The 20948-nt window shown below is 67.0% G+C and carries 18 protein-coding genes; 12 read left to right on the top strand and 6 right to left on the bottom strand.

Features of this window, described 5'->3' with window-relative positions; translation table 11 throughout:
* The first annotated feature begins 171 nt into the window (after nt 1-171).
* From ACQKQA_RS05065 to ACQKQA_RS05045, 5 genes are all read left to right on the top strand, one after another.
* On the top strand, nt 172-828 hold the full coding sequence (locus ACQKQA_RS05065) for a CsgG/HfaB family protein (RefSeq protein ID WP_427554318.1): 657 nt from the start codon (nt 172-174) through the stop codon (nt 826-828).
* A gap of 30 nt (nt 829-858) precedes the next feature.
* Entirely contained in the window at nt 859-1230 is a 372-nt protein-coding gene (locus ACQKQA_RS05060) for a DUF4810 domain-containing protein (RefSeq protein WP_427554165.1), read from the top strand.
* A complete protein-coding gene (locus tag ACQKQA_RS05055; RefSeq protein WP_427554163.1) occupies nt 1227-1886 on the top strand; it encodes a DUF799 domain-containing protein in 660 nt (219 codons plus the stop codon). Before ACQKQA_RS05060 ends, ACQKQA_RS05055 begins: the two co-directional genes overlap by 4 nt.
* A gap of 239 nt (nt 1887-2125) precedes the next feature.
* Nucleotides 2126-4786 carry an excinuclease ABC subunit A gene (locus ACQKQA_RS05050; RefSeq protein ID WP_427554161.1) on the top strand — a complete coding sequence of 887 codons (2661 nt, stop codon included), beginning with the start codon at nt 2126-2128 and terminating at the stop codon, nt 4784-4786.
* A 167-nt stretch (nt 4787-4953) separates the two neighbouring features.
* The gene (locus ACQKQA_RS05045; protein WP_427554159.1) at nt 4954-5187 is read left to right on the top strand and encodes a DUF465 domain-containing protein; all 234 of its coding nucleotides are present in this window, start codon (nt 4954-4956) and stop codon (nt 5185-5187) included.
* Nucleotides 5188-5356: 169 nt separating this feature from the next.
* Here the strand turns inward: ACQKQA_RS05045 and ACQKQA_RS05040 are convergent, their stop codons facing one another.
* The 3 genes from ACQKQA_RS05040 to ACQKQA_RS05030 all read right to left on the bottom strand — a co-directional run bounded on the left by ACQKQA_RS05040 (nt 5357) and on the right by ACQKQA_RS05030 (nt 7951).
* Nucleotides 5357-5494: a PA0050 family protein gene (locus ACQKQA_RS05040; protein WP_427554157.1), complete on the bottom strand. Its 138-nt coding sequence runs from the start codon at nt 5492-5494 to the stop codon at nt 5357-5359.
* 153 nt (nt 5495-5647) lie between these two features.
* Nucleotides 5648-6757 (bottom strand): SMP-30/gluconolactonase/LRE family protein, encoded by a 1110-nt coding sequence (locus tag ACQKQA_RS05035; RefSeq protein WP_427554155.1) that lies wholly within the window; start codon nt 6755-6757, stop codon nt 5648-5650.
* Between the two features lie 36 nt (nt 6758-6793).
* Nucleotides 6794-7951, bottom strand: a complete 1158-nt coding sequence (locus tag ACQKQA_RS05030; protein ID WP_427554153.1) for an SRPBCC family protein — start codon at nt 7949-7951, stop codon at nt 6794-6796.
* Between the two features lie 89 nt (nt 7952-8040).
* Here ACQKQA_RS05030 and ACQKQA_RS05025 point away from each other — a divergent pair, with 89 nt between their 5' ends.
* The 3 genes from ACQKQA_RS05025 (at nt 8041) to ACQKQA_RS05015 (ending at nt 10257) form a co-directional block, all read left to right on the top strand.
* A complete protein-coding gene (locus ACQKQA_RS05025) occupies nt 8041-8991 on the top strand; it encodes a LysR family transcriptional regulator (RefSeq protein ID WP_427554151.1) in 951 nt (316 codons plus the stop codon).
* A gap of 121 nt (nt 8992-9112) precedes the next feature.
* Nucleotides 9113-9739: a thiol:disulfide interchange protein DsbA/DsbL gene (locus ACQKQA_RS05020; RefSeq protein WP_427554149.1), complete on the top strand. Its 627-nt coding sequence runs from the start codon at nt 9113-9115 to the stop codon at nt 9737-9739.
* A 110-nt stretch (nt 9740-9849) separates the two neighbouring features.
* Complete coding sequence (locus ACQKQA_RS05015; RefSeq protein WP_427554147.1) at nt 9850-10257, top strand: DUF488 domain-containing protein; 408 nt, start codon at nt 9850-9852, stop codon at nt 10255-10257.
* Between the two features lie 7 nt (nt 10258-10264).
* On the opposite strand, the gene ACQKQA_RS05010 is transcribed toward ACQKQA_RS05015, so the two are convergent.
* The 3 genes from ACQKQA_RS05010 to ACQKQA_RS05000 form a co-directional block, all read right to left on the bottom strand.
* Entirely contained in the window at nt 10265-10726 is a 462-nt protein-coding gene (locus tag ACQKQA_RS05010; RefSeq protein WP_427554145.1) for a hypothetical protein, read from the bottom strand.
* 116 nt (nt 10727-10842) lie between these two features.
* Entirely contained in the window at nt 10843-11112 is a 270-nt protein-coding gene (locus ACQKQA_RS05005) for a hypothetical protein (protein WP_427554143.1), read from the bottom strand.
* A 154-nt stretch (nt 11113-11266) separates the two neighbouring features.
* Nucleotides 11267-12985, bottom strand: coding sequence for a hydrogenase maturation protein (locus ACQKQA_RS05000; protein WP_427554141.1), 1719 nt, complete (start codon nt 12983-12985; stop codon nt 11267-11269).
* Between the two features lie 301 nt (nt 12986-13286).
* Here ACQKQA_RS05000 and ACQKQA_RS04995 point away from each other — a divergent pair, with 301 nt between their 5' ends.
* The 4 genes from ACQKQA_RS04995 to ACQKQA_RS04980 all read left to right on the top strand — a co-directional run bounded on the left by ACQKQA_RS04995 (nt 13287) and on the right by ACQKQA_RS04980 (nt 20816).
* Complete coding sequence (locus ACQKQA_RS04995) at nt 13287-13799, top strand: sigma-70 family RNA polymerase sigma factor (protein ID WP_427554139.1); 513 nt, start codon at nt 13287-13289, stop codon at nt 13797-13799.
* Nucleotides 13796-14749, top strand: coding sequence for a FecR domain-containing protein (locus tag ACQKQA_RS04990; RefSeq protein ID WP_427554137.1), 954 nt, complete (start codon nt 13796-13798; stop codon nt 14747-14749). The genes ACQKQA_RS04995 and ACQKQA_RS04990 overlap by 4 nt, the downstream gene beginning before the upstream one ends.
* Nucleotides 14750-14854: 105 nt before the next feature.
* A complete protein-coding gene (locus ACQKQA_RS04985; protein ID WP_427554135.1) occupies nt 14855-17782 on the top strand; it encodes a TonB-dependent receptor domain-containing protein in 2928 nt (975 codons plus the stop codon).
* Nucleotides 17783-17921: 139 nt separating this feature from the next.
* A complete protein-coding gene (locus tag ACQKQA_RS04980; protein WP_427554133.1) occupies nt 17922-20816 on the top strand; it encodes a TonB-dependent receptor in 2895 nt (964 codons plus the stop codon).
* Nucleotides 20817-20948 lie beyond the last annotated feature (132 nt).

Below are 20948 nucleotides of genomic sequence, written 5' to 3'. Positions count from 1 at the left end.
CGTTTTGGCATACTCGCCGCCGCCGACGCCCCCTGCGTCAGGTTTCAGCCTGCCCCGACTGCTCTTCCCGAACCCGCAAAGCCGTGTTCGGCAAAAGCTGTGGCGGGGCGAAGGCACTTTTCATGAAGACTCAAAAAGGAACCCAGAGTGAGACTGATCTCGAAGTCGCTGATGTCGGGCGTAGCCTTGGCCGTACTGGCGGGCCTGAGCGGTTGTGCCACCGAAAGCTCCCGGGCGTTGCCGGTGGAGAAGGTCCAGAGCGCCAGCCAGGTGTGGACCGGGGCCCGGGTCCCGATGGCAGTGGGCAAGTTCGACAACCGCTCCAGCTACATGCGCGGGATTTTCTCCGACGGCGTCGACCGCCTCGGCGGCCAGGCCAAGACCATCCTGATTACCCACCTGCAGCAGACCAACCGCTTCAACGTGCTGGACCGCGACAACATGGGCGAGATCCAGCAGGAAGCGCAGATCAAGGGTCAGGCACAGAAGCTCAAGGGCGCGGACTTCGTGGTGACCGGCGATGTCACCGAGTTCGGCCGCAAGGAAACCGGCGACCACCAGCTGTTCGGCATTCTCGGCCGCGGCAAGACCCAGGTGGCCTACGCCAAAGTAGCGTTGAACATCGTCAACATCAGCACTTCCGAGGTGGTGTATTCGACCCAGGGAGCAGGCGAGTACGCCTTGTCCAACCGTGAGGTGATCGGCTTCGGCGGCACCGCTTCCTACGACTCGACCCTCAACGGCAAGGTCCTGGACCTGGCCATGCGCGAGGCAGTCAACCGCATGGTCGAGGCGATCGACGCCGGCGCCTGGAAACCCAGCCACTGATCAACCCCGCCGACAGGGAGAAGGGCAAGCATGTTCAACACCAAGATGACCCGGCCGCTGATGGCCGCCGCTGTGCTGGGCAGCGTATTGCTGGCCGGTTGCAGCGGGCCGAAGACGCTGTACCAGTGGGAAACCTACCAGGCCCAGACCTACGAGTACTTCAAGGGCGAGCAGGCCAGTGAGGCCCAGGTCGAAGCACTGGAGCGCGACCTGCAGAAGATCAAGGCCACCGGCAAGGCGGTACCGCCGGGCTACCACGCACACCTGGGCATGCTCTATGCGGGCCTGGGCAAGGATGACCAGATGGTGCAGCAGTTCAATACCGAGAAGGCGCTGTTCCCCGAGTCGGCGTCGTACATGGACTTTCTGCTGAAAAACGCCAAAAAGGGAGCCACCCAATGAGCTTCAATACCCTGCGCAACCTGTTGGGCCTGTTGGTCGTCAGCCTGCTGGTGGGCTGCGCCACGCCCAAGACCGTGGATTACGCGGCCTACAAGCAGGCCCGGCCGAAGTCGATCCTGGTGCTGCCGCCGCTCAACGAGTCGCCGGACGTCAAGGCCACCTACAGCATGCTGTCCCAGGTGACCTTTCCCCTGGCCGAGGCCGGTTACTACGTGATGCCGATCGCGGTGGTGGATGAAACCTTCCGCCACAACGGCCTGACCCACCCGGCGGACATCCATGGCCTGTCGCCGGCCAAGCTCAACGAGATCTTCGGCGCCGACGCCGGCCTGTACATCACCGTCAAGGAATACGGCACCAGCTACATGCTGATCAGCAGCGCCACCGTGGTCACCGCCAGTGCCACCCTGGTCGACCTGAAGACCGGCACCACGCTGTGGACCGGCAGCGCCCGGGCCTCCAGCGAAGAGGGCAACAGCGGCAACAACGGCGGCCTGGTGGGCATGCTGATCACCGCCGCGGTGAAGCAGATCGTCAACACCTCCACCGACGCCGGCCACCCGATCGCCGGCATCACCAGCCAGCGCCTGCTGTCCGCCGGGCAACACGCGGGCCTGCTGTACGGTCCGCGCTCGCCGAAATACGGCACCGACTGAGGTCTTCGGGGCGGGCAATCCGCCCCATGCCAGGCGGCGCTTGCGAGCGTCCGCCTGGGCCTGGCACAAAAGCGCCATGCTGCTGGCTGTGCCCGACACCCGCTGTTGCTCAAAACCCCAAGCCCATGCACCCTGCAGGTCGGCCGGACGGCTGCCCGGCGCCAGGGTTGGCGCTCGCGTGCCCATCCGCCACCGACTTGGCACCGCTGTCCCGATCCCCCCCGATACAAGGCTGCCCCATGACTTCAGCGCGCAACACGCCTTTGCCCCAGGTTTCGTCTTCCCTGCCAGCGAACAGTTCGGGTTTCGTCAGGGTGCGCGGCGCCCGCGAACACAACCTGCGCAACGTCGACGTGGATATTCCCCGGGATGCCCTGGTGGTGTTCACCGGGGTTTCCGGCTCCGGCAAATCGTCCCTGGCGTTCTCGACCCTGTATGCCGAGGCTCAGCGCCGCTATTTCGAGTCGGTGGCGCCCTATGCCCGGCGCCTGATCGACCAGGTCGGGGTGCCGGACGTCGACGCCATCGACGGCCTGCCGCCGGCGGTGGCCCTGCAACAGCAGCGCGGCACGCCGAGCACCCGCTCTTCGGTAGGCAGCGTCACCACCTTGTCCAGCCTGATCCGCATGCTCTATTCCCGGGCCGGCAGCTACCCGCCGGGGCAGCCGATGCTCTACGCCGAGGATTTCTCGCCCAACACCCCGCAAGGGGCCTGCCCAGAGTGCCACGGCCTGGGCCGGGTCTACGAAGTCAGCGAAGCGTCCATGGTGCCCGACCCTGCGCTGACCATCCGCCAGCGCGCGGTGGCGTCCTGGCCGCTGGCCTGGCAGGGGCAGAACCAGCGCGACATCCTGGTGACCCTGGGCTACGACGTCGATATCCCCTGGCGCGACCTGCCGCAAGAACAGCGAGACTGGATCCTGTTCACCGAAGAAACCCCGACCGTGCCGGTGTACGCCGGGCTGACCCCGGCGCAGACCCGCGAAGCCCTCGCGCGCAAGCAGGAGCCGAGCTACATGGGCACCTTCAGCGGGGCCCGGCGCTATGTGCTGCACACCTTCACCCATTCCCAGAGCGCGCTGATGAAAAAGCGCGTGTCGCAGTTCATGCGCGGCAGCCCGTGCCCGCTGTGCGAAGGCAAGCGCCTCAAGCGCGAGGCGCTGTCGGTGACCTTCGCCGGTTTCGATATCGGCGAGCTGTCGCAGATGCCCCTGCTGCAACTGGCCGAGGTGCTCAAGCCGGTGGCGGCCCAGGCTTACCTGGAGCAGGCCGAGGAGGCCGGCGAGGTGTTGAGCCACGAGCAGACTCTGGCCGCCCGCCAGCAGCGGGTGGCCCAGGGCGCGCCCGGGCATGCCGGGGCACCGGATGTGCGGCATACGCCGAACCTGTCCCTGGAAAAACGCCTGGCCGCGCAGCGCATCGCCCAGGACCTGCTGGAGCGGGTCGCCACCCTGACCGGCCTGGGCCTGGGTTACCTGGCCCTGGAGCGCAGCACACCGACTCTGTCGTCCGGCGAGTTGCAGCGTTTGCGCCTGGCGACCCAGCTGGGGTCGCAGTTGTTCGGGGTGATCTATGTGCTGGACGAGCCTTCGGCCGGCCTGCACCCGGCGGACGCCGAGGCGCTGTTCGCGGCGTTGCAGCAGCTCAAGGCCGCGGGTAACTCGCTGTTCGTGGTGGAGCACGACCTGCAGACCATGCGCCGCGCCGACTGGCTGATCGACGTCGGCCCGGCGGCGGGCGAGCAGGGCGGCCAGGTGCTGTACAGCGGCCCGCCGGCGGGGCTGGCCCAGGTCGCGGCGTCGCAGACCCGCGCCTATCTGTTCGCCGAGCAGGCGCCGGCCCCGCGCAGTGCGCGCCCGGCCCAGGGCTGGCTGCGCCTGGCGGGCATCAGCCGCAACAACCTGAAGGACCTGAGCGCGGAATTTCCCCTGGGTTGCTTCACCGCGGTGACCGGGGTGTCCGGCTCGGGCAAGTCGAGCCTGGTCAGCCAGGCGCTGCTGGAGCTGGTGGGCGCGCACCTCGGGCGGCCGCCGAGCAACGAAGAACCGGAGGAACTGAACCTGGAAGACGAGGCGCCGCCAGCCAGCAGCGGTGAAGTCACCGCCGGCCTGGAACGGATCAAGCGCCTGGTGCAGGTGGACCAGAAACCCATCGGCCGCACCCCGCGCTCGAACCTGGCGACCTACACCGGGCTGTTCGACCACGTGCGCAAACTGTTCGCCGCCACCCCCGAGGCACGGGCCCTGGGCTACGACGCCGGGCAGTTCTCCTTCAACGTCGCCAAGGGCCGCTGCCCGGCCTGTGAAGGCGAAGGTTTCGTCAGCGTCGAGCTGTTGTTCATGCCCAGCGTCTATGCGCCGTGCCCGACCTGCCACGGCGCGCGCTACAACCCGCAGACCCTGGCCATCGCCTGGCAGGGCCTGAACATCGCCCAAGTCTTGCAACTGACGGTGCAGGAGGCGGTCGAGGTGTTCGCCGCTCAGGCGGCCATCCGCCGTTCCCTGGAGGTACTGCGGGATATCGGCCTGGGCTACCTGCGCCTCGGCCAGCCTGCCACCGAGCTGTCCGGCGGCGAAGCGCAGCGAATCAAGCTGGCCACCGAGCTGCAGCGCAACCCCCGTGGCGCCACCCTGTATGTGCTGGACGAACCCACCACCGGCCTGCACCCGCGGGATGTCGATCGCCTGCTGGAACAGTTGGACAACCTGGTCCGGGCCGGCCACAGCGTGGTGGTGGTCGAGCACGAAATGCGCGTGGTGGCCCAGGCCGACTGGGTGATCGATATCGGCCCCGGCGCCGGCGACCAGGGCGGTAAAGTGGTGGTCAGCGGTACGCCGCAGCAGGTGGCCGGGCACCGCCAGAGCCGCACCGCACCGTTTCTGGCCCAGGCGTTGGGATAAGGGATTTCATGGTGGTGGGCGACAGGTCGCGGACAGTGCGCCTGAAGGCGACGAACGGTGCCGCTGGTCTGATTAATGGTCGACAGGCGGTGGTCGTGGAGGCCATTCTGATAACTGGCAAGTGCGTGTGAGCGGGCTTGCTACCGATCAACCAACGGAGGTGTTCCATGCCGGTGCCCCATGACCTGTATCAGGATCTGAGCTACAGCAAAGAAGACATTCAACAGCGCCGGGCCAACGACCCGCACTTGAATGCCCTGTTCGACAAATACCACTCCATTGATGATCAGGTGCTCAAAGCGGAGGCCGCGGCGGCCGCTGACGACGAACTGAAGAAACTCAAGGAAAAACGGCTGCTGATCAAGGATGAAATCTCCGAGAAGCTGACTGCCAGCTCCTGACCCGGACCCCGTTCCAAGCGAGGCGTCCCGAGGCTTCGGGCGTCTCGCTGGGGTTGGCGCATCAGGGCCTCGCTCTTCCCGCTGTCCAGCCATTCACTTCCCTGTCCGCATCCACCTGCAGGGCGAGGCGCGCTCGGGAGCGGGCGCGCCTGTTCATGGCCGGTTCGGGTCAAGGGCACTCGCAGGTGCTGGGGCCGAACACCGGACCGGCGCAGGGATCCTCGGATGGCCCGAACACTGGGCATGAGGCCATGGCCGACAGGGATGAAGCGAGCAGCAGGGAAGCCAGCAGGATTTTGATTTTCATGGTGTGTCCACTATCGATGTGAGGGGAATCAATCGGACTCGATTGTTCGTCGTTCCTTGAGGCGGGCGCCGGATAGCGCCGCGCGGGGGAGCTTAGATCAGAATCGATGAACCGCCATGCCTGGCGGCCATGGCGGGGCGGGTCGCTGCGGCCTCAGGGCGATTTCGACAGTGCGCTGTCCAATGGCAGGCGCGCCATATGGCTGGCCGTGAGCGAGCCGAAATACAGGGCGTCGCCGTATTCGCGCACCGTGGTGATGGGGGCGTAGTCGCCGGCGCTGGCATCCTGCAGGTTGGCGATCACCTGGCCCTGGGGATCCAGGCCGATGACGAAGGCGCGTTTTTCCACCGGCTTGGGCAGCACGCTCATGGCGCGCACCAGCATCTTGCGCACCAGGGGATAGGGCGCGGTGCCGTCGAGCAGGGCATTGCGCGGGGCGTAGAGCGCCACCCAGAAACGCTCGCGACCGTTGAAACTGAGGTTGTCCGGCAGCCCCGGCAGGTTGTCGATGAACAGGTCGTGGGTCCCGGCCTTGGCGCCGCTGAGCCAGTAGCGGCTGATCCGGTAGGCCCCGGTTTCGTTGACCAGCACATAGGCTTCCTGGGGGCCGAGGGCGATGCCGTTGGCGAACTCCAGGCCGTCCAGCAACTGTTCGGTGCGGCCGCTCTGGAAGTCGTAGCGCAGCAGGCGGCCGTCGCCGCCGTGCTCGATCACCGCCTCGCCATCCTGGCCGTAGCCCCAGCGGCTGCTGGCGTCGCTGAAGTAGGCATAACGCCCGGCGGCGTCCACCGCTACATCGTCGGTAAAACCGAGCGGCAGGCCGTTGGCCGAGGTGGCCAGGGTGTTCAACTGGCCCTTGGCATCCAGCGCCAGCAGGCCCTTGATCGCGTCGGCGATGATCAGTCGGCCGTCCGGGTGGCGGGCCAGGCCCAGGGGGCGCCCGCCGGTGTTGGCCAATACCTGCAGGCTGCTGCCGTCCAGCGTGGTGCGTATCACCCGCCCGTCATGCAGGCCGCTGATCAGCCAGCCATCCTCCAGCAGCAGGGCCTCCGGCCCGTCGATGTCCGGCGCGCCGACCCGCTGCACGGCCTTGAGTTTCTGGTTCTCGGCGTACGGGCCGGTCTGCAGCGAAGGGGCGGCCGCCGGCGTCCAGGCCACCGGCTGGACCCGGGTGGGCATCAGCAGCAGGAAGGCGCCGATGGCGATGACCACGGCCAGCAGCAGGTGGCGAAACTTGATCCGACGCGGTGCGACTGGCTTCATTGAGAAAGGCTCCTGGGTGAGGGGGACGGCTCGCCCTTACAAGGCGATACCGGCGCCGGGGGGAATCGCCCGTTGCGCCGTTTCGCACAATGCCAGCAACGAGTCGGCGGATTCCCGTTCTATCCGCCGTCTGAATAACAGGCGATTGCCCAGGCGCATCAGCAGGCCGTCGAAGCGGTATTCCAGGGTGCGGACAAACCGCGTGCGCTGGGCGTCCAGCGGTTGGCATTCGTAGGTGACCACCAGCTCCAGGCCATGATCGCCCCGCGCCGTGGCGCTCCAGCGGAGCCCTGGCAGGTATTCGCTGACACGCCAGCTCAGGTGTCCGCTGCGCCCGCCGGCATGGATGTCTTCCTCGAACCGCGCGCCGGCGGGCAGGGCGCCGGCCGGGCCGAGAACCTTCAGCGACGAAGGGTGCCACTCCGGCCAGCGACTGGCGGCGCTGGCGTAGTCGAGCAGGGCCACCGGGTTGCGGGGGACATCGACCTGATGCCGCATGCGGGTCATGGACGAGGATCGGGTCGAGAGGGGAGTGGGAGCGGGTTGCGGCTCCCAGTACAGGGTGCCGAACAGGTAGTCCATCAGCGGCAGGACAATGTTGAAATTGCGTTCCTGCATCAGTTCGCGGCGGTGATGCAGCTCGTGCAGGCGGCGCATCTGGCGGATCCACGGCAGCCGCGCCAGCGGGTGGCCCTCAGGCAAGTGCTCGCAGGCATGGAACACCTCGTAGGCCAGGTAGCCGATCAGGGTGCAACTGGCGAACAGCGCCGCGACATTGGCATTCCAGAGCTTGAGCAGCCACCACAGCGGCAGGGCGAACAGCAGACTGTGAAATACGATCAGCCAGGCCGGGAACAGGATCACCCGCCAGTCGCGGGGGCCGTCGTAGGTCATGTGCCCGGGCACGAAAAAACTGTGGTGATCGCCGGAATGCCGGGCGTAGAACAACTGCGCCAGGGCCTGCTTGTGATGCCCCAGCCAGCGGTGCACGACGTAGATGCACAGGTTGAAGAACAGCAGCGCCAGCGGCACCGTCAGCCACTCCAGTGGCCGCACCCGCTCCAGGGTGCTCCACAGCAGGGCGATGCACAGCGTGCCGTAGGCCAGCACAAAACCGCCGTGCAGCCAGGGGTTGTAGCGCGGATGGACCGCGGCGCGGTAGCGCTCGCGAAAGGCCAGGGTGGTTTGCCTCAAGATCGCTCTCCTGTTTGTCGTTGTTATTGACAGAAGAGTAGTCCCGCTCGAATTATCCATCTAATGGATAGTCGGAATGGGCATTATTCATGAAGCTGAATTTGCGGCACCTGGACCTCAATCTGCTGCTGGTGTTCGATGCACTGATGCAGGAGCAGAACCTGTCCCGCGCGGCGGTGCGCCTGAACCTCAGCCAGCCGGCGGTGAGCAACGCCCTGGCGCGCCTGCGCAGCCAGCTCGACGAGCCGCTGTTCACCCGCACCGCCCGGGGCATGCAGCCGACGCCCCGGGCCCATGTGCTGCACGGCTCGGTGCGCCAGGCCCTGCGCTTGCTGCAGGAGGGCCTGGACCCGAGCAGCGAATTCGACCCGGCGGCATCCGACCAGGGCTTCACCTTGTCGATGAACGACTACGCCCAGGCGCGCCTGTTGCCGGCGCTGTCGCGGCGCCTGCAGGACGCGGCGCCCAAGCTGCGCCTGACGGTGCGCGGCGATGCCGCCGACTCGCTGCCGGCCTGGCTGACCACCGGCCTGCTCGACCTGGCGGTGGACTACCTGTACTTCGACGACCCCGACCTCTGCTACCAGCCGCTGCTGGACGAGCAACTGGTGGTGATCGGCCGTCTCGGGCATCCGGCCTTCGAGCCGCAACTGAGCCTTACGGCCTACGAACAGAGCCGGCACGTGGCGATTCCGGATCGCGGCGGGCGCGGTTCGCCCCTGGAAATCGTCCTCGGGTCGGCCAAGGTCCAGCGCCAGGTGCAGCTGTTCGTCCCGCATTACCTGAGCATCCCGTTGATCGTTGCCCAGTCGGACCTGCTGGGCACCGTGCCGCGGCGCCTGGCGGAACACTTCGGCGCGCTGTTGCCGATCCGTATTGCCGAGCTGCCGCTGCTGGCACCGCCGGTGCAGGTCAGCCTGATCTGGCATCGCCAGCAGGAGCGGGCCCCCGGGCATCGCTGGCTGCGGGAGCAGATCACCGCCCTGGCCGCCGGGTTCGATCAGCCGCCGGAGCTGTCCGGGCACCCTGGGAGCCGGTGACAAAAAAACAACAAAAGAATGGGACTTGTCCGATTGGTCCTGTGGACGCGGCCTGTATCCTTCGGGGCCCGCGCGATAAGCCGCACCGGCGGCCTGGATGCGCCAACCGATTGGAGATTGCATGCGTCACTCGATTCTGAAGATTGCCCTGGCAGCCAGCTGCCTCTTTGGTCTTGCCGGGCAGGCCGCCGTGGCAGCGGTGGATGCCAGCCAGTACGTGGAACTCAAGGATGCCGTGCCGCAAGTGGTGCCCGGCAAGATCGAAGTGGTGGAGCTGTTTTCCTACGGCTGCGGCCACTGCTACAACCTCGAAGCCTCGATCAACCCCTGGGCGGCCCAGCTCGCCGACGACGTGAACTTCGTCAAGCTGCCGGCCATGTTCGGCGGGATCTGGGATGTCTACGGCCAGCTGTACCTGACCCTGGCGACCCTGGACGCCAAGCCCGAAGTGCACCGCGCCGTGTTCGAGGCGATCCACGGCGGCAACCGCCTGAAGACCCCCGAGGCCATGGCCGAGCTGCTGCAAGGGCAGGGCATCGAGCCGGCGAAATTCCTCGCCACCTACAACTCCTTCGCCGTGCAAGCCAAGGTGGCGGATGCGAAAAAACGCACCGCTGCCTATCAGGTCACTGGCGTGCCATCGCTGGTAGTGGACGGCCGCTATCGCTTCGGCATGACCTCCGAGGGCGCCAAGGGCTTGTTCGCCGTGGCGGAGCAGTTGATCGCCCAGGTCCGCGCGACGAAGTAACCCCCGGCCGTTGCCGGGCCGGTGCGGCTCGGTAGCGGACACCACTCCCCGGGCGCTGGCCCAGCCACTAAGCTGATGGCAGCCCATGCCGCCGCCACGAGGGAGCCGTCATGATTCTGTGCAAACGCGCCTATGAGCCCGCGGGCCCCGACGACGGTTATCGGGTCCTGGTGGACCGCCTGTGGCCGCGCAACTGCCGCAAGGAGCAGTTGCCCCTGGACGAGTGGCGCAAAGAGCTGGCGCCGTCCACCGAATTACGCCGGGCCTTCAAGTCCGGCGAGCTGGATTTCGCCGTCTTTCGCAGCCGTTACCGCCAGGAACTGACCGCACGCCCCGAGCATTGGTGGGCGTTGCTTGCGCGTGCGCAACAGGGCCGCCTGACCCTGGTGTACGCCGCCCACGATGAGCTGCACAACAATGCCCGGGTGCTGGCCGAATGGCTGGAGGACGAGCTGGACCGGCGCGACGAAGGAAGCTCGCCGGTGTGTTATGCGCCGAGCTTCAAACCGTCGGAATGAGCGGGTTTCAGGGGTGTTTCAGCATCACATAGGCCTCGCCACCGCGCCGGTCGTGCATCAGCAGGTAGGTCTGCTTGTCGAGGGTGATTTTGAGCGGCAGGTTGTGCGCCACCGGGGTGCTGGAGAACTGCTCGGCCACCTTGATGAATTGCCGGGTCAGGGTCGGGTCCGACTGCGCTGGGGTGGTCACCGCGCATTGCTTGCCTTTCTGCACCTGGACCCCGAGGGTGTGGTCCGGGCGCAAGCCCATGCGGGCCCATCCGGCATCGTTCAAGCGGGTAATGCCATAACCCTTGGCCGCAGTGTCGGCGCCAGCGAAGGAAGGCGCGGATTTCAGGCAGATATCCCGGAAGGCCAGCACCCCTTCGGCAATGGCCGCCGGCGCTTCGTCGATGACCTCCGGTGGGCTGGCACAGCCGGCCAGCAAGGCCAGGGCCAGGCTCAGGCAGGGCAGGAGCGTGCGTTTCATCGAACTTCCCCGGTGCTCGCAGGTGGTTCTTATAGCCTAGCCAAGCTTGGGGTGGCGCGATGGGGCCGCTTGGTTCGAACAGGCGCGAGCCGGCTTTCGCAGCAACCCCAGGCTCGTCAGTTGAAGCCGATCGACGTTGTCCTCACCGTTTCCGGCTCGTGCCGCTGGCTCGGGTCGGTCTCGTAGTTGCACTGCGGGCCGCGGCAGGAGTGCTCGATAGTGATCGGTGCCTTGAACTCCAGGCGGAAACGGCTGGGCGCAGGCTCCGTGGCCGGCTTGGCCGGTGCCTCGGTCAGGTTGGGGGCCTGGTAACTCAGGTCCAGGCCTTCGGCGTGGGCCGACAGACCGAGCGCCAGGCCGGCGAGGAGGGGGGTGTAACTGAACATCGGCGGTACCGCGATTGGGCAAAAAAGGTTGCCCAGTATAACGAACGGCTCCCCTAAAATTTAGACCGAAGGCTCTAGGACGGGCCTTGTGCGGCAACCGGTCGCGGCCGGCGCCGTTGTTGCAACCGGGGTTGCGACAACGGCGGTCCCAACGTCAGGCCGTCAGGGTATCCGGCTGCGGTACGGCCCACTCCTCGATCAACCGCTGTGGCGTGCAGCAGGTCTTGCGCTTGTAGACGAAGCCGGCGCATTTTTCGGCAAAGCCGTGGCGGTTCTGCACCATGTCCTGGTGCATCTGCTCCAGCTCGGCGTTGCGGCAGTGCTGCGCCAGTTGCGGGTCGACGTTGGCCTTGCGTTCGCGCAGGGCCTGGTACTTCGGCTCGGTCAGCGCGGCGCTGGCCCGTTGCAGCAGCCACAGGTTGAACTCGTCGGGGCAGCGCGGGCCGATTTCCTGGACCATGCCCATCTGCAACGCCTGGAAGGCGTTGATCGGCAGGCACTCCTCGGTGAGTCGCTGCGCCATGGCCTGGCCGACGGCGCGGGGCAGGCTGTAGGTCCAGTACTCCGAGCCGTACAGGCCCATGCTCTTGTAGTGCGGGTTGTAGACGGTGTTGGCCCGGGCCAGGACCACGTCGGCCGCCAGGGCCAGCATCAGGCCGCCGGCCCCGGCATTGCCGGTCAGGCCGCTGACCACCAGCTGGCGGGCGCTGAGCAGTTCCTTGCAGACGTCGTCGATGGCCTGGATGTTGGCCCAGGCCTCCAGGCCAGGCACTGGCGCGGCCTGGATCACATTGAGGTGCACGCCGTTGCAGAACGCGCCGCGCCCGCCCTTGAACAGCAGCACCTTGGTGTCCCGGGCCTTGGCCCATTGCAGGGCGCTGACCAGGCGCTGGCAGTGTTCGGTGCTCATGGCGCCGTTGTAGAACTCGAAGGTCAGCTCGCCGACCTGCCCCGACTCGCGGTAGCGGATCGGCTGGTAAGGCTCGTCGCTGAACGGCGTACTGGCGACCGACCAGTCCAGGTGCGGCACCGCGTCCAGTTGCCCGGCCAGCACATGGCGCGCCGGCAGCTTGAAGGTTTCATCAAAGGGCGCGGGCTTGCGCTTGAGGGAGCCGATCCACAGGCTGCGGTCGCCGCAGGCCACCAGCACCGCGTCGTCATGCACCGCCAGCAGCTCGCCGGGGATGCCGCTGCGGGTGTCCAGGTGCGCGTCGTACAGGTAGTACTGGCCGCCGGCCACGCTGCCCAGGACCCCGGGCTGGCCGTCGGCGGCGTCGATGCAGCGCTTGATGAAGGCGGCGCTGTCGTGCCAGCTGAAGCTGCGGTCGCTCTGTTTCATGTTCGGTTGCAGGCGGCCCAGGACATTCGGCTGGCTGTAGTCCAGGGGCGTGGGGACGAAGCCGCCGGCGAACTTCTCCACCACGTCGCGGATGCAGTGGATCGCCGCATCGGCCACCGGGCCGTTGTACAGCTCGGATTTGCGCACCTGCGCCGGCATCTTGAATTCCCAGGTGGACCAGATCGGCCCGGCATCCATTTCTTCCACCGCCTGCAGGGCGGTGACGCCCCAGCGTTCCAGGTTGTTGCTGATGGCCCAGTCCAGGGCGCTGGCGCCGCGGTCGCCGACGATGCCCGGGTGGATGATGACCACCGGGCGGGTGGGGTGGCGCCACAGTTGCTCGGGCACCCGGTCCTTGAGGAAGGGGCAGATCACCAGGTCGGCGGCGGATGCTTCGATCTGCCGACAAACCTCGTCCGCGCTGGTGAACAGCACCACGCTGGGGCGGTGGCCGGACTGGCGCAGGTCCAGCCAGGCACGCTGGGTCAGGCCGTTAAACGCGGTGGACAGCAGAATGATCTTCAGCGATTGCATAGCGACTCTTCCTTGAGGGTGAGGCGGGCGGCCATTCCGAAAGCCGTCCCTGGCCGATGGAGGCGCAAGAGTAGTGGGGACCTTGGGGCGTGCTGCTGACCGAGATCAATCAAGCGCACGGTGCGCGGCGGCGAGGTGCCGGGCTACATATGCTCGTTAGTTCGCATTGGTTAATTTTTAATTACTTCCAAATGGATTCGGCCCTGTTGCACAGTCGCTCCCCTAAATCCTGAACCGGCAATGTCCCGGCTCAGCCAGAAGATTTCGGGACGAGGGGAGTTGTCTCGTGGGGGAGCAAGGCATGGGTGGGAAGCGGAACCCTCATTACCCGCTGATCGGGCAGATGTTCAAACGCGACTATCAGTGGCTGTGCGCCGCGGTGGGCCGTGCCCTGGGCTGTCACCACAGCGCCCAGGACATCGCCTCGGAAACCTTCGTGCGGGTGCTGGCGCTGCCGGACCCGACCCTGATTCGCGAACCGCGGGCGCTGCTCACCACCATCGCCCGGCGCCTGGTCTACGAAGGCTGGCGGCGCCAGGACCTGGAGCGCGCCTACCTGGAAAGCCTGGCCCTGGCGCCGACGCCCGTGCACCCGTCGCCCGAGGAGCGGGCGCTGGTGATCGAGGCGTTGCTGGCGGTGGATCGCCTGCTCAACGGCCTGTCGGCCAAGGCCAAGGCAGCTTTTCTCTACCATCAGCTCGACGGCCTGACCTACGCCGAAATCGGCCAGCAGTTGGGGGTTTCCACCAGCCGCGTCCAGCAGTACATGGCCGAGGCGTTCAAGCGTTGTTATCAGGCGATGGTCGACGTATGAGCCGCCCGCGCGGGAACGACGCGCTGGTCGACGAGGCGGCGCAATGGATGGCGCGCCTGCAATCCGGGCAGATGAATGCCCAGGAGCGCCAGGCGTTCCACGACTGGCGCGCCGCCGACCCGCAGCACGAGCAGATCATCGACATGATGGGCGGCGGCCTGGGGGCGTTGCGCAACCAGGCCTTGCGCAGCCTGCCCCGGGACAGCCTACTGCACAGCCTGAACGCACCCTCGAGCCGCCGGCGGTTCATCGGTGGCAGCCTGGGCCTGTTGACCCTGGCCTTGGCCGCGACCCTGCTCGGCCGGCGTTACGGCCTGGTGCCCGAGGCGGGTGCCCTGTACACCGGCACCGGCGAGCGCCGCGATTTCACCCTGGCCGACGGCAGCGCCCTGACCCTCAATGCCAGCAGCCAGGTGCTGCCGCGGTTCGATGCCGGGCAACGGCTGCTGCAACTGCGCAACGGCCAGTTGCTGGTGGACGTGGCCCGGGACCCGCAGCGGCCCTTTGTGGTGGAGACCGAACACGGGCGCATGCGGGCCCTGGGGACGAAATTCCTGGTGGAGCGCAGCGAGGACTGGACGCGCCTGGTGATGCTGCATTCCCAGGTCGAGGTGCTCACCGCCAGCGGTGCGCGGCAGGTGGTGGAGGCCGGCGAAAGCCTGCGTTTCGACGGTTGGCGGCTGTTGCAGCTGGAGGCCGCCAAGGGCCATGAAAGCGCCTGGACCTCCGGGGTGTTCGAGGCCCGCGACCGGCCGCTGCGGGAGGTGGTCGACAGCTTGCGCGGTTACCGGCGCGGCATCATTCGCCTCAGTCCCCAGGTGGCCGACCTGCGCCTGAGCGGCATCTACCCGCTGGACGACAGCGACCGCAGCCTGCGCTTGCTGGAGCGCTCGCTGCCGATCCGCGTCAGCTTCCACAGCCCGTATTGGGTCAGCATCGAACCGCGCTGAAGGGCGCGGTTATAACCCCATAACCCCTTGGCCTAATCGCCGCCCTATAAAAACCGCCCGGTCGCCGCTCATTCCCTGCAACCGCATTCAACAGGGAATCGCTGCATGAACTCATCGACCGTTTTCCACCCACCGCGCCGGCCGCTGGCACGCTTGGCGCTCGTCGTGGCGCTGACCTTCGGCACCCAGGGCGGCATCGCCTGGGCCCAGCAGGCCGCGGCGCCGCAAGTAGTCTTCGACATTGCCGCGGGCCCCCTGGACGAGGTGCTGCTGGACATCTCGCGGCAGAGCGGGGTGCCGATTTCCTTCAGTCAGAATCTGGTGCAGGGCAAGCGCAGCCCGGCCATCCGTGGCGCCTTGGGCAGCCAGCAGGCGGTGGACAAGGCCCTGCAAGGCACCGGCCTGGAGGCGCAGCACAGCGAGCAGGGGCTGACCATCCGCAGCGCTGCGGCCAGCGCCAAGGCCAGCCCTAAAGTCAGCGCCGCGACACCCGAACCGCAGCTGGAAAAAGTCACGGTGACCGGCTCGCGCATCGCCCGCGCCCAGTCCGATGGCGCCACCCCGGTGAATGTCATCACCCACGAGGAGATGGAGGCCCGCGGCTACCGCAACGTCTACGACGCCCTGGCGACCCAGACCCAGAACACCGGCATGACCCAGGGCGAGGACTACGGCAACACCTTCCAGCCCGCCGCCAGCGCCCTCAACCTGCGGGGGCTGGGACCCAACCACACCCTGGTGCTGATCAACGGCCGGCGGGTGGCGGACTACCCGACGGCCTATGGCGGCCAAGTCAACTTCACCAACCTGGCCAATATCCCTTCGGCGGTGATCGAGCGCATCGAAATTCTCAGCAGCGGCGCCTCGGCGATCTACGGCTCCGATGCGATCGCCGGGGTGGTCAATATCATCCTCAAGGAGCAGGCCAGCGGCATCGACGTCAACCTGCGCGGCGGCACCACCGAGCGCGGGGGCGGCGACAACCAGCGCCTGCAGCTCAGCGGCGGCGGCAGCTGGGGGGATTTCGACGGCCTGTTCGGCCTCGAGCTGACCCACCGCCAGCCGATCTGGGCCGACGACCGCGGTTTCATGGACAGCGGGCCGGCCATGGACGTGGGCTACCGGCGCAACCTCGACAGCGGCAAGTACCTGGGACCCGGTTGCGGCGCGTACCAGGGGGTGTTTGGCAATCACCTGGGCGGCAGCGGCGGGCGCTGTACCACCGACCAGGTCTACAACGATTACTGGACCCTGCAGACCCAGAAGGAAAACTACGACGGCTACACCCGTGGCACCTGGCATTTCAGCGACAGTGGCAAGCTGTTCGCCGACCTGATGTACGGCCTGGACCATATCCAGAACAACACCCGCGGCCCGAGCTTCACCTCGCCGGACTTCATCAACCAGGACACCGGCAACCTGGAGCGCTGGTACCGGCGTTTTTCCGCAGAAGAAATCGGCGGCCGCACCAGCAATAACACCAAGTGGCGCGACACCTCGTGGACCGGCACCCTGGGCCTGTCCGACCGGATCGCCGACAGCGCCTGGAACTATGAACTGGCGGCCAACCGCTCGGAGTACCGCAGCGTGCGCACTTCGCGCTACACGCCGCTGGCCGGTATCCGCGATTTCTACCTCGGGCCGCAGCTGGGCGAGCGGGGCGGCTACCCGGTGTTCGCTCCGGATGCCTCGCGCCTGGACCGGCCGCTGACCGAGGAGGAGTGGCGGCAGTTCCGCCGCAACCTGACCCAGAGCAGCAAGTCGGTGTCGCAGAGCTACAACGCTTCGCTCAACGGCGAGCTGTTCGACCTGCCGGCCGGGCCGGTGGGGTTCGCCGGGGTCCTGGAAATGGGCAAGCAGCAATACCGCATCGACCCGGACGACGGGCTCAACGACGGCACCTTCTACGGCACCACGCCGGTCCAGAGTTCCGGCGGCTCGCGCAAGCGCTACGCGGCCGGCGGCGAGTTCAGCGTGCCCGTCACCGACAGCCTGCTGGCGTCGCTGGCGGGACGCTGGGACCAGTACAAGTTCAGCGGCCGCACCGAGCAGCAGAAGACCTACAACCTGGGCCTGGAATGGCGCCCGCTGAACAGCCTGCTGCTGCGCGGCAGCTACGGCACCAGCTTCCGCGCCCCGGACCTGAACTACATCTACCAGGCCGACACCAACGGCTATGTGCCGGACCAGATCGACTACTACGGTTGCAGCCAGGGCGTGGAGGGCGCCTGCGATCGCGGGCGGGTGGACTACACCCAGAGCGGCACCGCGGACCTCAAGTCCGAGCGCGGCAAGTCCTGGACCTATGGCCTGGTCTGGTCGCCGTCGCGTAACTTCGATGTGTCGGTGGATTACTGGCGGGTGCAGATCGAGGACCTGCTGACTACCGTCGACCAGGACCGCCTGTTGCAGGAGGAGAACGCTTGTCGCAGCGGAGCCCTGGACATCAATTCGGCCAGTTGCCAGGCGACCCTGGCACGCATCCAGCGCAACCCGGGCACTGCCGCGGTGGACCCGAACCGTTTGCAGCGGGTGCAGATCAACGCGATCAACGCCGCCAGCGAACGGGTCAGCGGCCTGGACCTCAAGAGCAATATCCGTTGGGGCGCCGGCGAGTACGGCGCCTTCAGTTCGACCCTGGGCTACACCCTGGTGCTCTCCCATTACTACAAGGAGTCGGACAGCGCGCCGACCCAGGACTGGCGCGTGGACCGCAGCAATCACGACTGGCGCAGCAAGGCCAACGCCAGCCTGACCTGGGATTACCAGCACTACACGGCGACCCTGATGGGCATCCGCTACGGCAGCGTGACCAATGGCAACGCCGACGGGCGCCTGTCGCCTTGGACGGTGTTCAACGCCAGCGCCCGCTACAAGCTCAACGACCGCGCCAGCGTCGGCCTGACCGTCAACAACCTGCTGGACCAGGTCAAGCGCGACGACTCCGGCGGCTGGCCGTATTACCCCACCGGCAACTACGACCCCTACGGCCGGCAGTGGTGGCTGGACGTGAGCTATCACTTTGGCGGTTGATCGTGACGGTGGGCGGCCCGATCCACCGCGGCGCCTGCAGCCGGCATAAGCTCATTGCCCGATGGTCTAAATCACCCTCTATAAAAACCGCCGGGCCGTTGCACATCCCTGCATACACCTAATGCAGGGATGGTTGTCCATGAGTCTGTTCGTACCCCGTAGATCCCCGTTGTGCCTGGCCTTGCTGGGGGCGCTGAATGCGTTGCCGGCCTGGGCCGCGAATACCCCGTTCAACCTGCCCGCGGGGCCGCTGGACCAGACCCTGTTGCAGATCTCCCGGCAGACCGGCCTGCCGATTTCCTTCGAGCAGAAGCTGGTGAGCGGCCGTTATGCCCCGGCGATCCAGGGCGAGCTGGACCAGCACCAGGCGTTGACCCTGGCTTTGCAGGACACAGGCTTGAAGGAGCAGCAGGACAGCCAGGGGGTGACCATCACCGCCGATGCCAGCCCGGCCGCCCGCGCTTCAGTGCCCGCCGAACCCACCACCCAGTTGCAGCGGGTGGAGGTGACCGGCACCGCGATCCGCCGGGTGGATGCCGAAACCGCGGTCCCGGTCACGGTGCTGCGGGTGGAGAAACTGCGCGAGCAGGGCGTGACCACCACCGAAGAGCTGGTCAACCGGATTTCCGCCAACCAGTCCTCGGTCGGTTCGGGGCGTTCGGTGGGCTCCAGCAGCGGCGGCGCGGCCTATGCCGACCTGCGTGGCATCGGCCCGAACAAGACCCTGGTGCTGCTCAACGGCCGGCGCCTGAGCAACAACGCGACCAATGCGATCAACGGCTCCGGGGTGGACCTGAACACCATTCCCTTCGCCGCCATCGACCGGGTCGAAGTGCTGCGCGACGGCGCCTCTGCGCTGTACGGCACCGACGCCATCGGCGGGGTGATCAACTTCATCACCAAGCAGAGCCTGACCCGCGGTCAGGTCAGCACCAGCTACGACACCCCGACCCATTCCGGGGGCGGCGAGAGCAAGAACTTCAGCGGCAGCTGGGGTATCGGCGATCTGGAGGAAGACCGCTTCAACGTGTTCGGCGTGGTCAGCTACGACAAGCAGGAGCGCCTGGCCGCCAAGGACCGCGGCTACACCTACAACTACCAGCCCGGCCGGGGCCTGGACTACACCTCCGGCACCGCCTCGCCGGCCAACTGGAGCCAGGGCGCGAACGCCACCAACCCGCTGGCCGGTTCCGGCTGCAACGCGCCGGGGTTGCTGTCGCGCAACGGCGTCTGCCGGCAGAGCCTGTGGAGCTACCTGGACCTGGTGCCGGAAACCGAAAAGACCTCGGCCTTCGCCAAGGCCACCGGCAAGCTCAGCGACGATCACAAGGTCAGCCTCGAATACTTCTGGGCACGCAACGAGAACCGCACCCAGATCGGCCCCGGCACCCTGATGGGCAACCAGATCAACCCGGGCACGGCGTTCTATCCGGGCAACGGCATCACCCCGGGGCCGAGCGGTTTCGCCCTCGACCCGACGCAACCGGTGGCGGCCAACTGGCGGGAGAGCGACGTCGGCGCGCGGCGCCATGAGGACGACAACACCGGCCAGCGCCTGCTGCTGACGTTCGACGGCAACCTGGCCGGCTGGGATTACAACCTCGGCGCGTCGTACAACCAGAACAAGGTGGTCAACAGCATCCGCAGCGGCTACGTGAACGACGTGGCGGTGTCCGAGGGCATCGCCACGGGGGTGATCAACCCCTTCGGCCCCCAGACCGCGGCGGGCAGCGCGCTGTTGGCGGCCAACGCGGTGGACGGCGACTACGCCACGGCGGTCGGGCGGGTCAAGGCCATCGACGGCCGGGTCAGTCGCGAGATCGGCGACTGGTTCGGCGCCGGCCCCTCGGCCCTGGCCCTGGGCGGCGAGTACCGCAAGGAAGACTTCCACCAGGACTTCGCCCAGTTCGCCGGTAATGTGCAGAGCCTCGGCGTCGACCCCAATGGCAGCGTGTCGGGCGACCGCAGCGTGCAGGCGCAATACGCCGAACTCAACGTACCGGTGCTCGACAGTCTGGAGCTGACGGCGGCGATCCGGCACGACAAGTACAGCGACTTCGGCAGCACCACCAACCCCAAGTATTCGTTCCGTTTCCAGCCGTTCAGGGAGCTGGTGCTGCGCGGCGCCTACAGCGAAGGCTTCCGCGCGCCGTCGCTGTACGAGCTGTACAACCCGACCTTCACCACCTTCACCAACGCCAACTACAACGACCCGCGGCTGTGCCCCGGCGGCACCCCGGCCAATGGCGGGATCGGCAACCGCGACTGTGCCCAGCAGTTCAACCGCACCACGGGCGGCAACACCGAGCTGAAGCCGGAAACCGCGCGCAACGTGACCCTGGGGTTCGTCTACCAGCCGTTCGACCGGCTCAACGCCGGGCTGGATTTCTGGTGGATCAAGATCGCCAACCAGATTGCCGAGTTCCCCGAGTCGGCGCCGTTCGACAACCCCGACCTGTATGCCGAGCGCCTGGTGCGCAAGGCCGACGGCTCCATCGATCACGTGGTCACCGGCATGGCCAACCTGGGCAAGCTCAAGACCAGCGGGGTCGACGTCAGCCTCGACTACCGCCTGCCGGCCACGGCCTGGGGCGAGTTCGGCCTGGGGCTGCAGGGCACCTACGTCACCCGCTACGACTACCAGCAACAGCTCAAGGGCGAGTACATCGACAAGCTGGGGGATTTCCGCGGCGGCGACTTCGCCTCGGCCGGCGCGGTGGCGCGCTGGCGGCACAGCCTGACCGCGACCTGGAACCAGGGGCCGCTGGGCGCGACCCTGACCAACCGCTACACCAGCGGTTACCACGACTCCGACCGCGACAGCCACGACCGCGTCGGCTCCTACAACGTCTGGGACCTGGCCGGCACCTACACCTGGCGCCAGGCCCTGGGCGTGACCCTCGGGGTGAAGAACCTGTTCGACCGCGAGCCGCCGTTCAGCAACCAGACCTACACCTTCCAGAGCGGCTACGACCCACGTTACTCGGACCCGTTCGGGCGGACCTTGTATACGCGGCTCAGTTACAACTTCTGAGTCGAGGGCAATCAAGGGTCCGGACGCTTTTTAGTAACCAATGGTTCTAGAACCCGCTCTATAAAAATGCCCGGTCAGTTGCACATGTCAGGCAAGAGCGGGGTGTTCCGGGGGCAAGGGTAGGGGCGGGAG

Source organism: Pseudomonas sp. NPDC089530 (genome assembly GCF_050280705.1).
Taxonomy (GTDB): Bacteria; Pseudomonadota; Gammaproteobacteria; order Pseudomonadales; family Pseudomonadaceae; genus Aquipseudomonas.
Note: the sequence above shows the minus strand (reverse complement) of the source record. Positions and strands in the feature narration are given on the sequence as shown.

What these genes read in the sequence shown, in the direction of transcription:
- ACQKQA_RS05010 (WP_427554145.1), bottom strand. Translation starts at nt 10,726, where the DNA reads ATGAAACGCACGCTCCTGCCCTGCCTGAGCCTGGCCCTGGCCTTGCTG.
- ACQKQA_RS05060 (WP_427554165.1), top strand. Translation starts at nt 859, where the DNA reads ATGTTCAACACCAAGATGACCCGGCCGCTGATGGCCGCCGCTGTGCTG.
- ACQKQA_RS05025 (WP_427554151.1), top strand. Translation starts at nt 8,041, where the DNA reads ATGAAGCTGAATTTGCGGCACCTGGACCTCAATCTGCTGCTGGTGTTC.
- ACQKQA_RS05005 (WP_427554143.1), bottom strand. Translation starts at nt 11,112, where the DNA reads ATGTTCAGTTACACCCCCCTCCTCGCCGGCCTGGCGCTCGGTCTGTCG.
- ACQKQA_RS04990 (WP_427554137.1), top strand. Translation starts at nt 13,796, where the DNA reads ATGAGCCGCCCGCGCGGGAACGACGCGCTGGTCGACGAGGCGGCGCAA.
- ACQKQA_RS05020 (WP_427554149.1), top strand. Translation starts at nt 9,113, where the DNA reads ATGCGTCACTCGATTCTGAAGATTGCCCTGGCAGCCAGCTGCCTCTTT.
- ACQKQA_RS05015 (WP_427554147.1), top strand. Translation starts at nt 9,850, where the DNA reads ATGATTCTGTGCAAACGCGCCTATGAGCCCGCGGGCCCCGACGACGGT.
- ACQKQA_RS05065 (WP_427554318.1), top strand. Translation starts at nt 172, where the DNA reads ATGTCGGGCGTAGCCTTGGCCGTACTGGCGGGCCTGAGCGGTTGTGCC.
- ACQKQA_RS05055 (WP_427554163.1), top strand. Translation starts at nt 1,227, where the DNA reads ATGAGCTTCAATACCCTGCGCAACCTGTTGGGCCTGTTGGTCGTCAGC.
- ACQKQA_RS05045 (WP_427554159.1), top strand. Translation starts at nt 4,954, where the DNA reads ATGCCGGTGCCCCATGACCTGTATCAGGATCTGAGCTACAGCAAAGAA.
- ACQKQA_RS05000 (WP_427554141.1), bottom strand. Translation starts at nt 12,985, where the DNA reads ATGCAATCGCTGAAGATCATTCTGCTGTCCACCGCGTTTAACGGCCTG.
- ACQKQA_RS04980 (WP_427554133.1), top strand. Translation starts at nt 17,922, where the DNA reads ATGAGTCTGTTCGTACCCCGTAGATCCCCGTTGTGCCTGGCCTTGCTG.
- ACQKQA_RS04985 (WP_427554135.1), top strand. Translation starts at nt 14,855, where the DNA reads ATGAACTCATCGACCGTTTTCCACCCACCGCGCCGGCCGCTGGCACGC.
- ACQKQA_RS04995 (WP_427554139.1), top strand. Translation starts at nt 13,287, where the DNA reads ATGGGTGGGAAGCGGAACCCTCATTACCCGCTGATCGGGCAGATGTTC.
- ACQKQA_RS05035 (WP_427554155.1), bottom strand. Translation starts at nt 6,757, where the DNA reads ATGAAGCCAGTCGCACCGCGTCGGATCAAGTTTCGCCACCTGCTGCTG.
- ACQKQA_RS05040 (WP_427554157.1), bottom strand. Translation starts at nt 5,494, where the DNA reads ATGAAAATCAAAATCCTGCTGGCTTCCCTGCTGCTCGCTTCATCCCTG.
- ACQKQA_RS05050 (WP_427554161.1), top strand. Translation starts at nt 2,126, where the DNA reads ATGACTTCAGCGCGCAACACGCCTTTGCCCCAGGTTTCGTCTTCCCTG.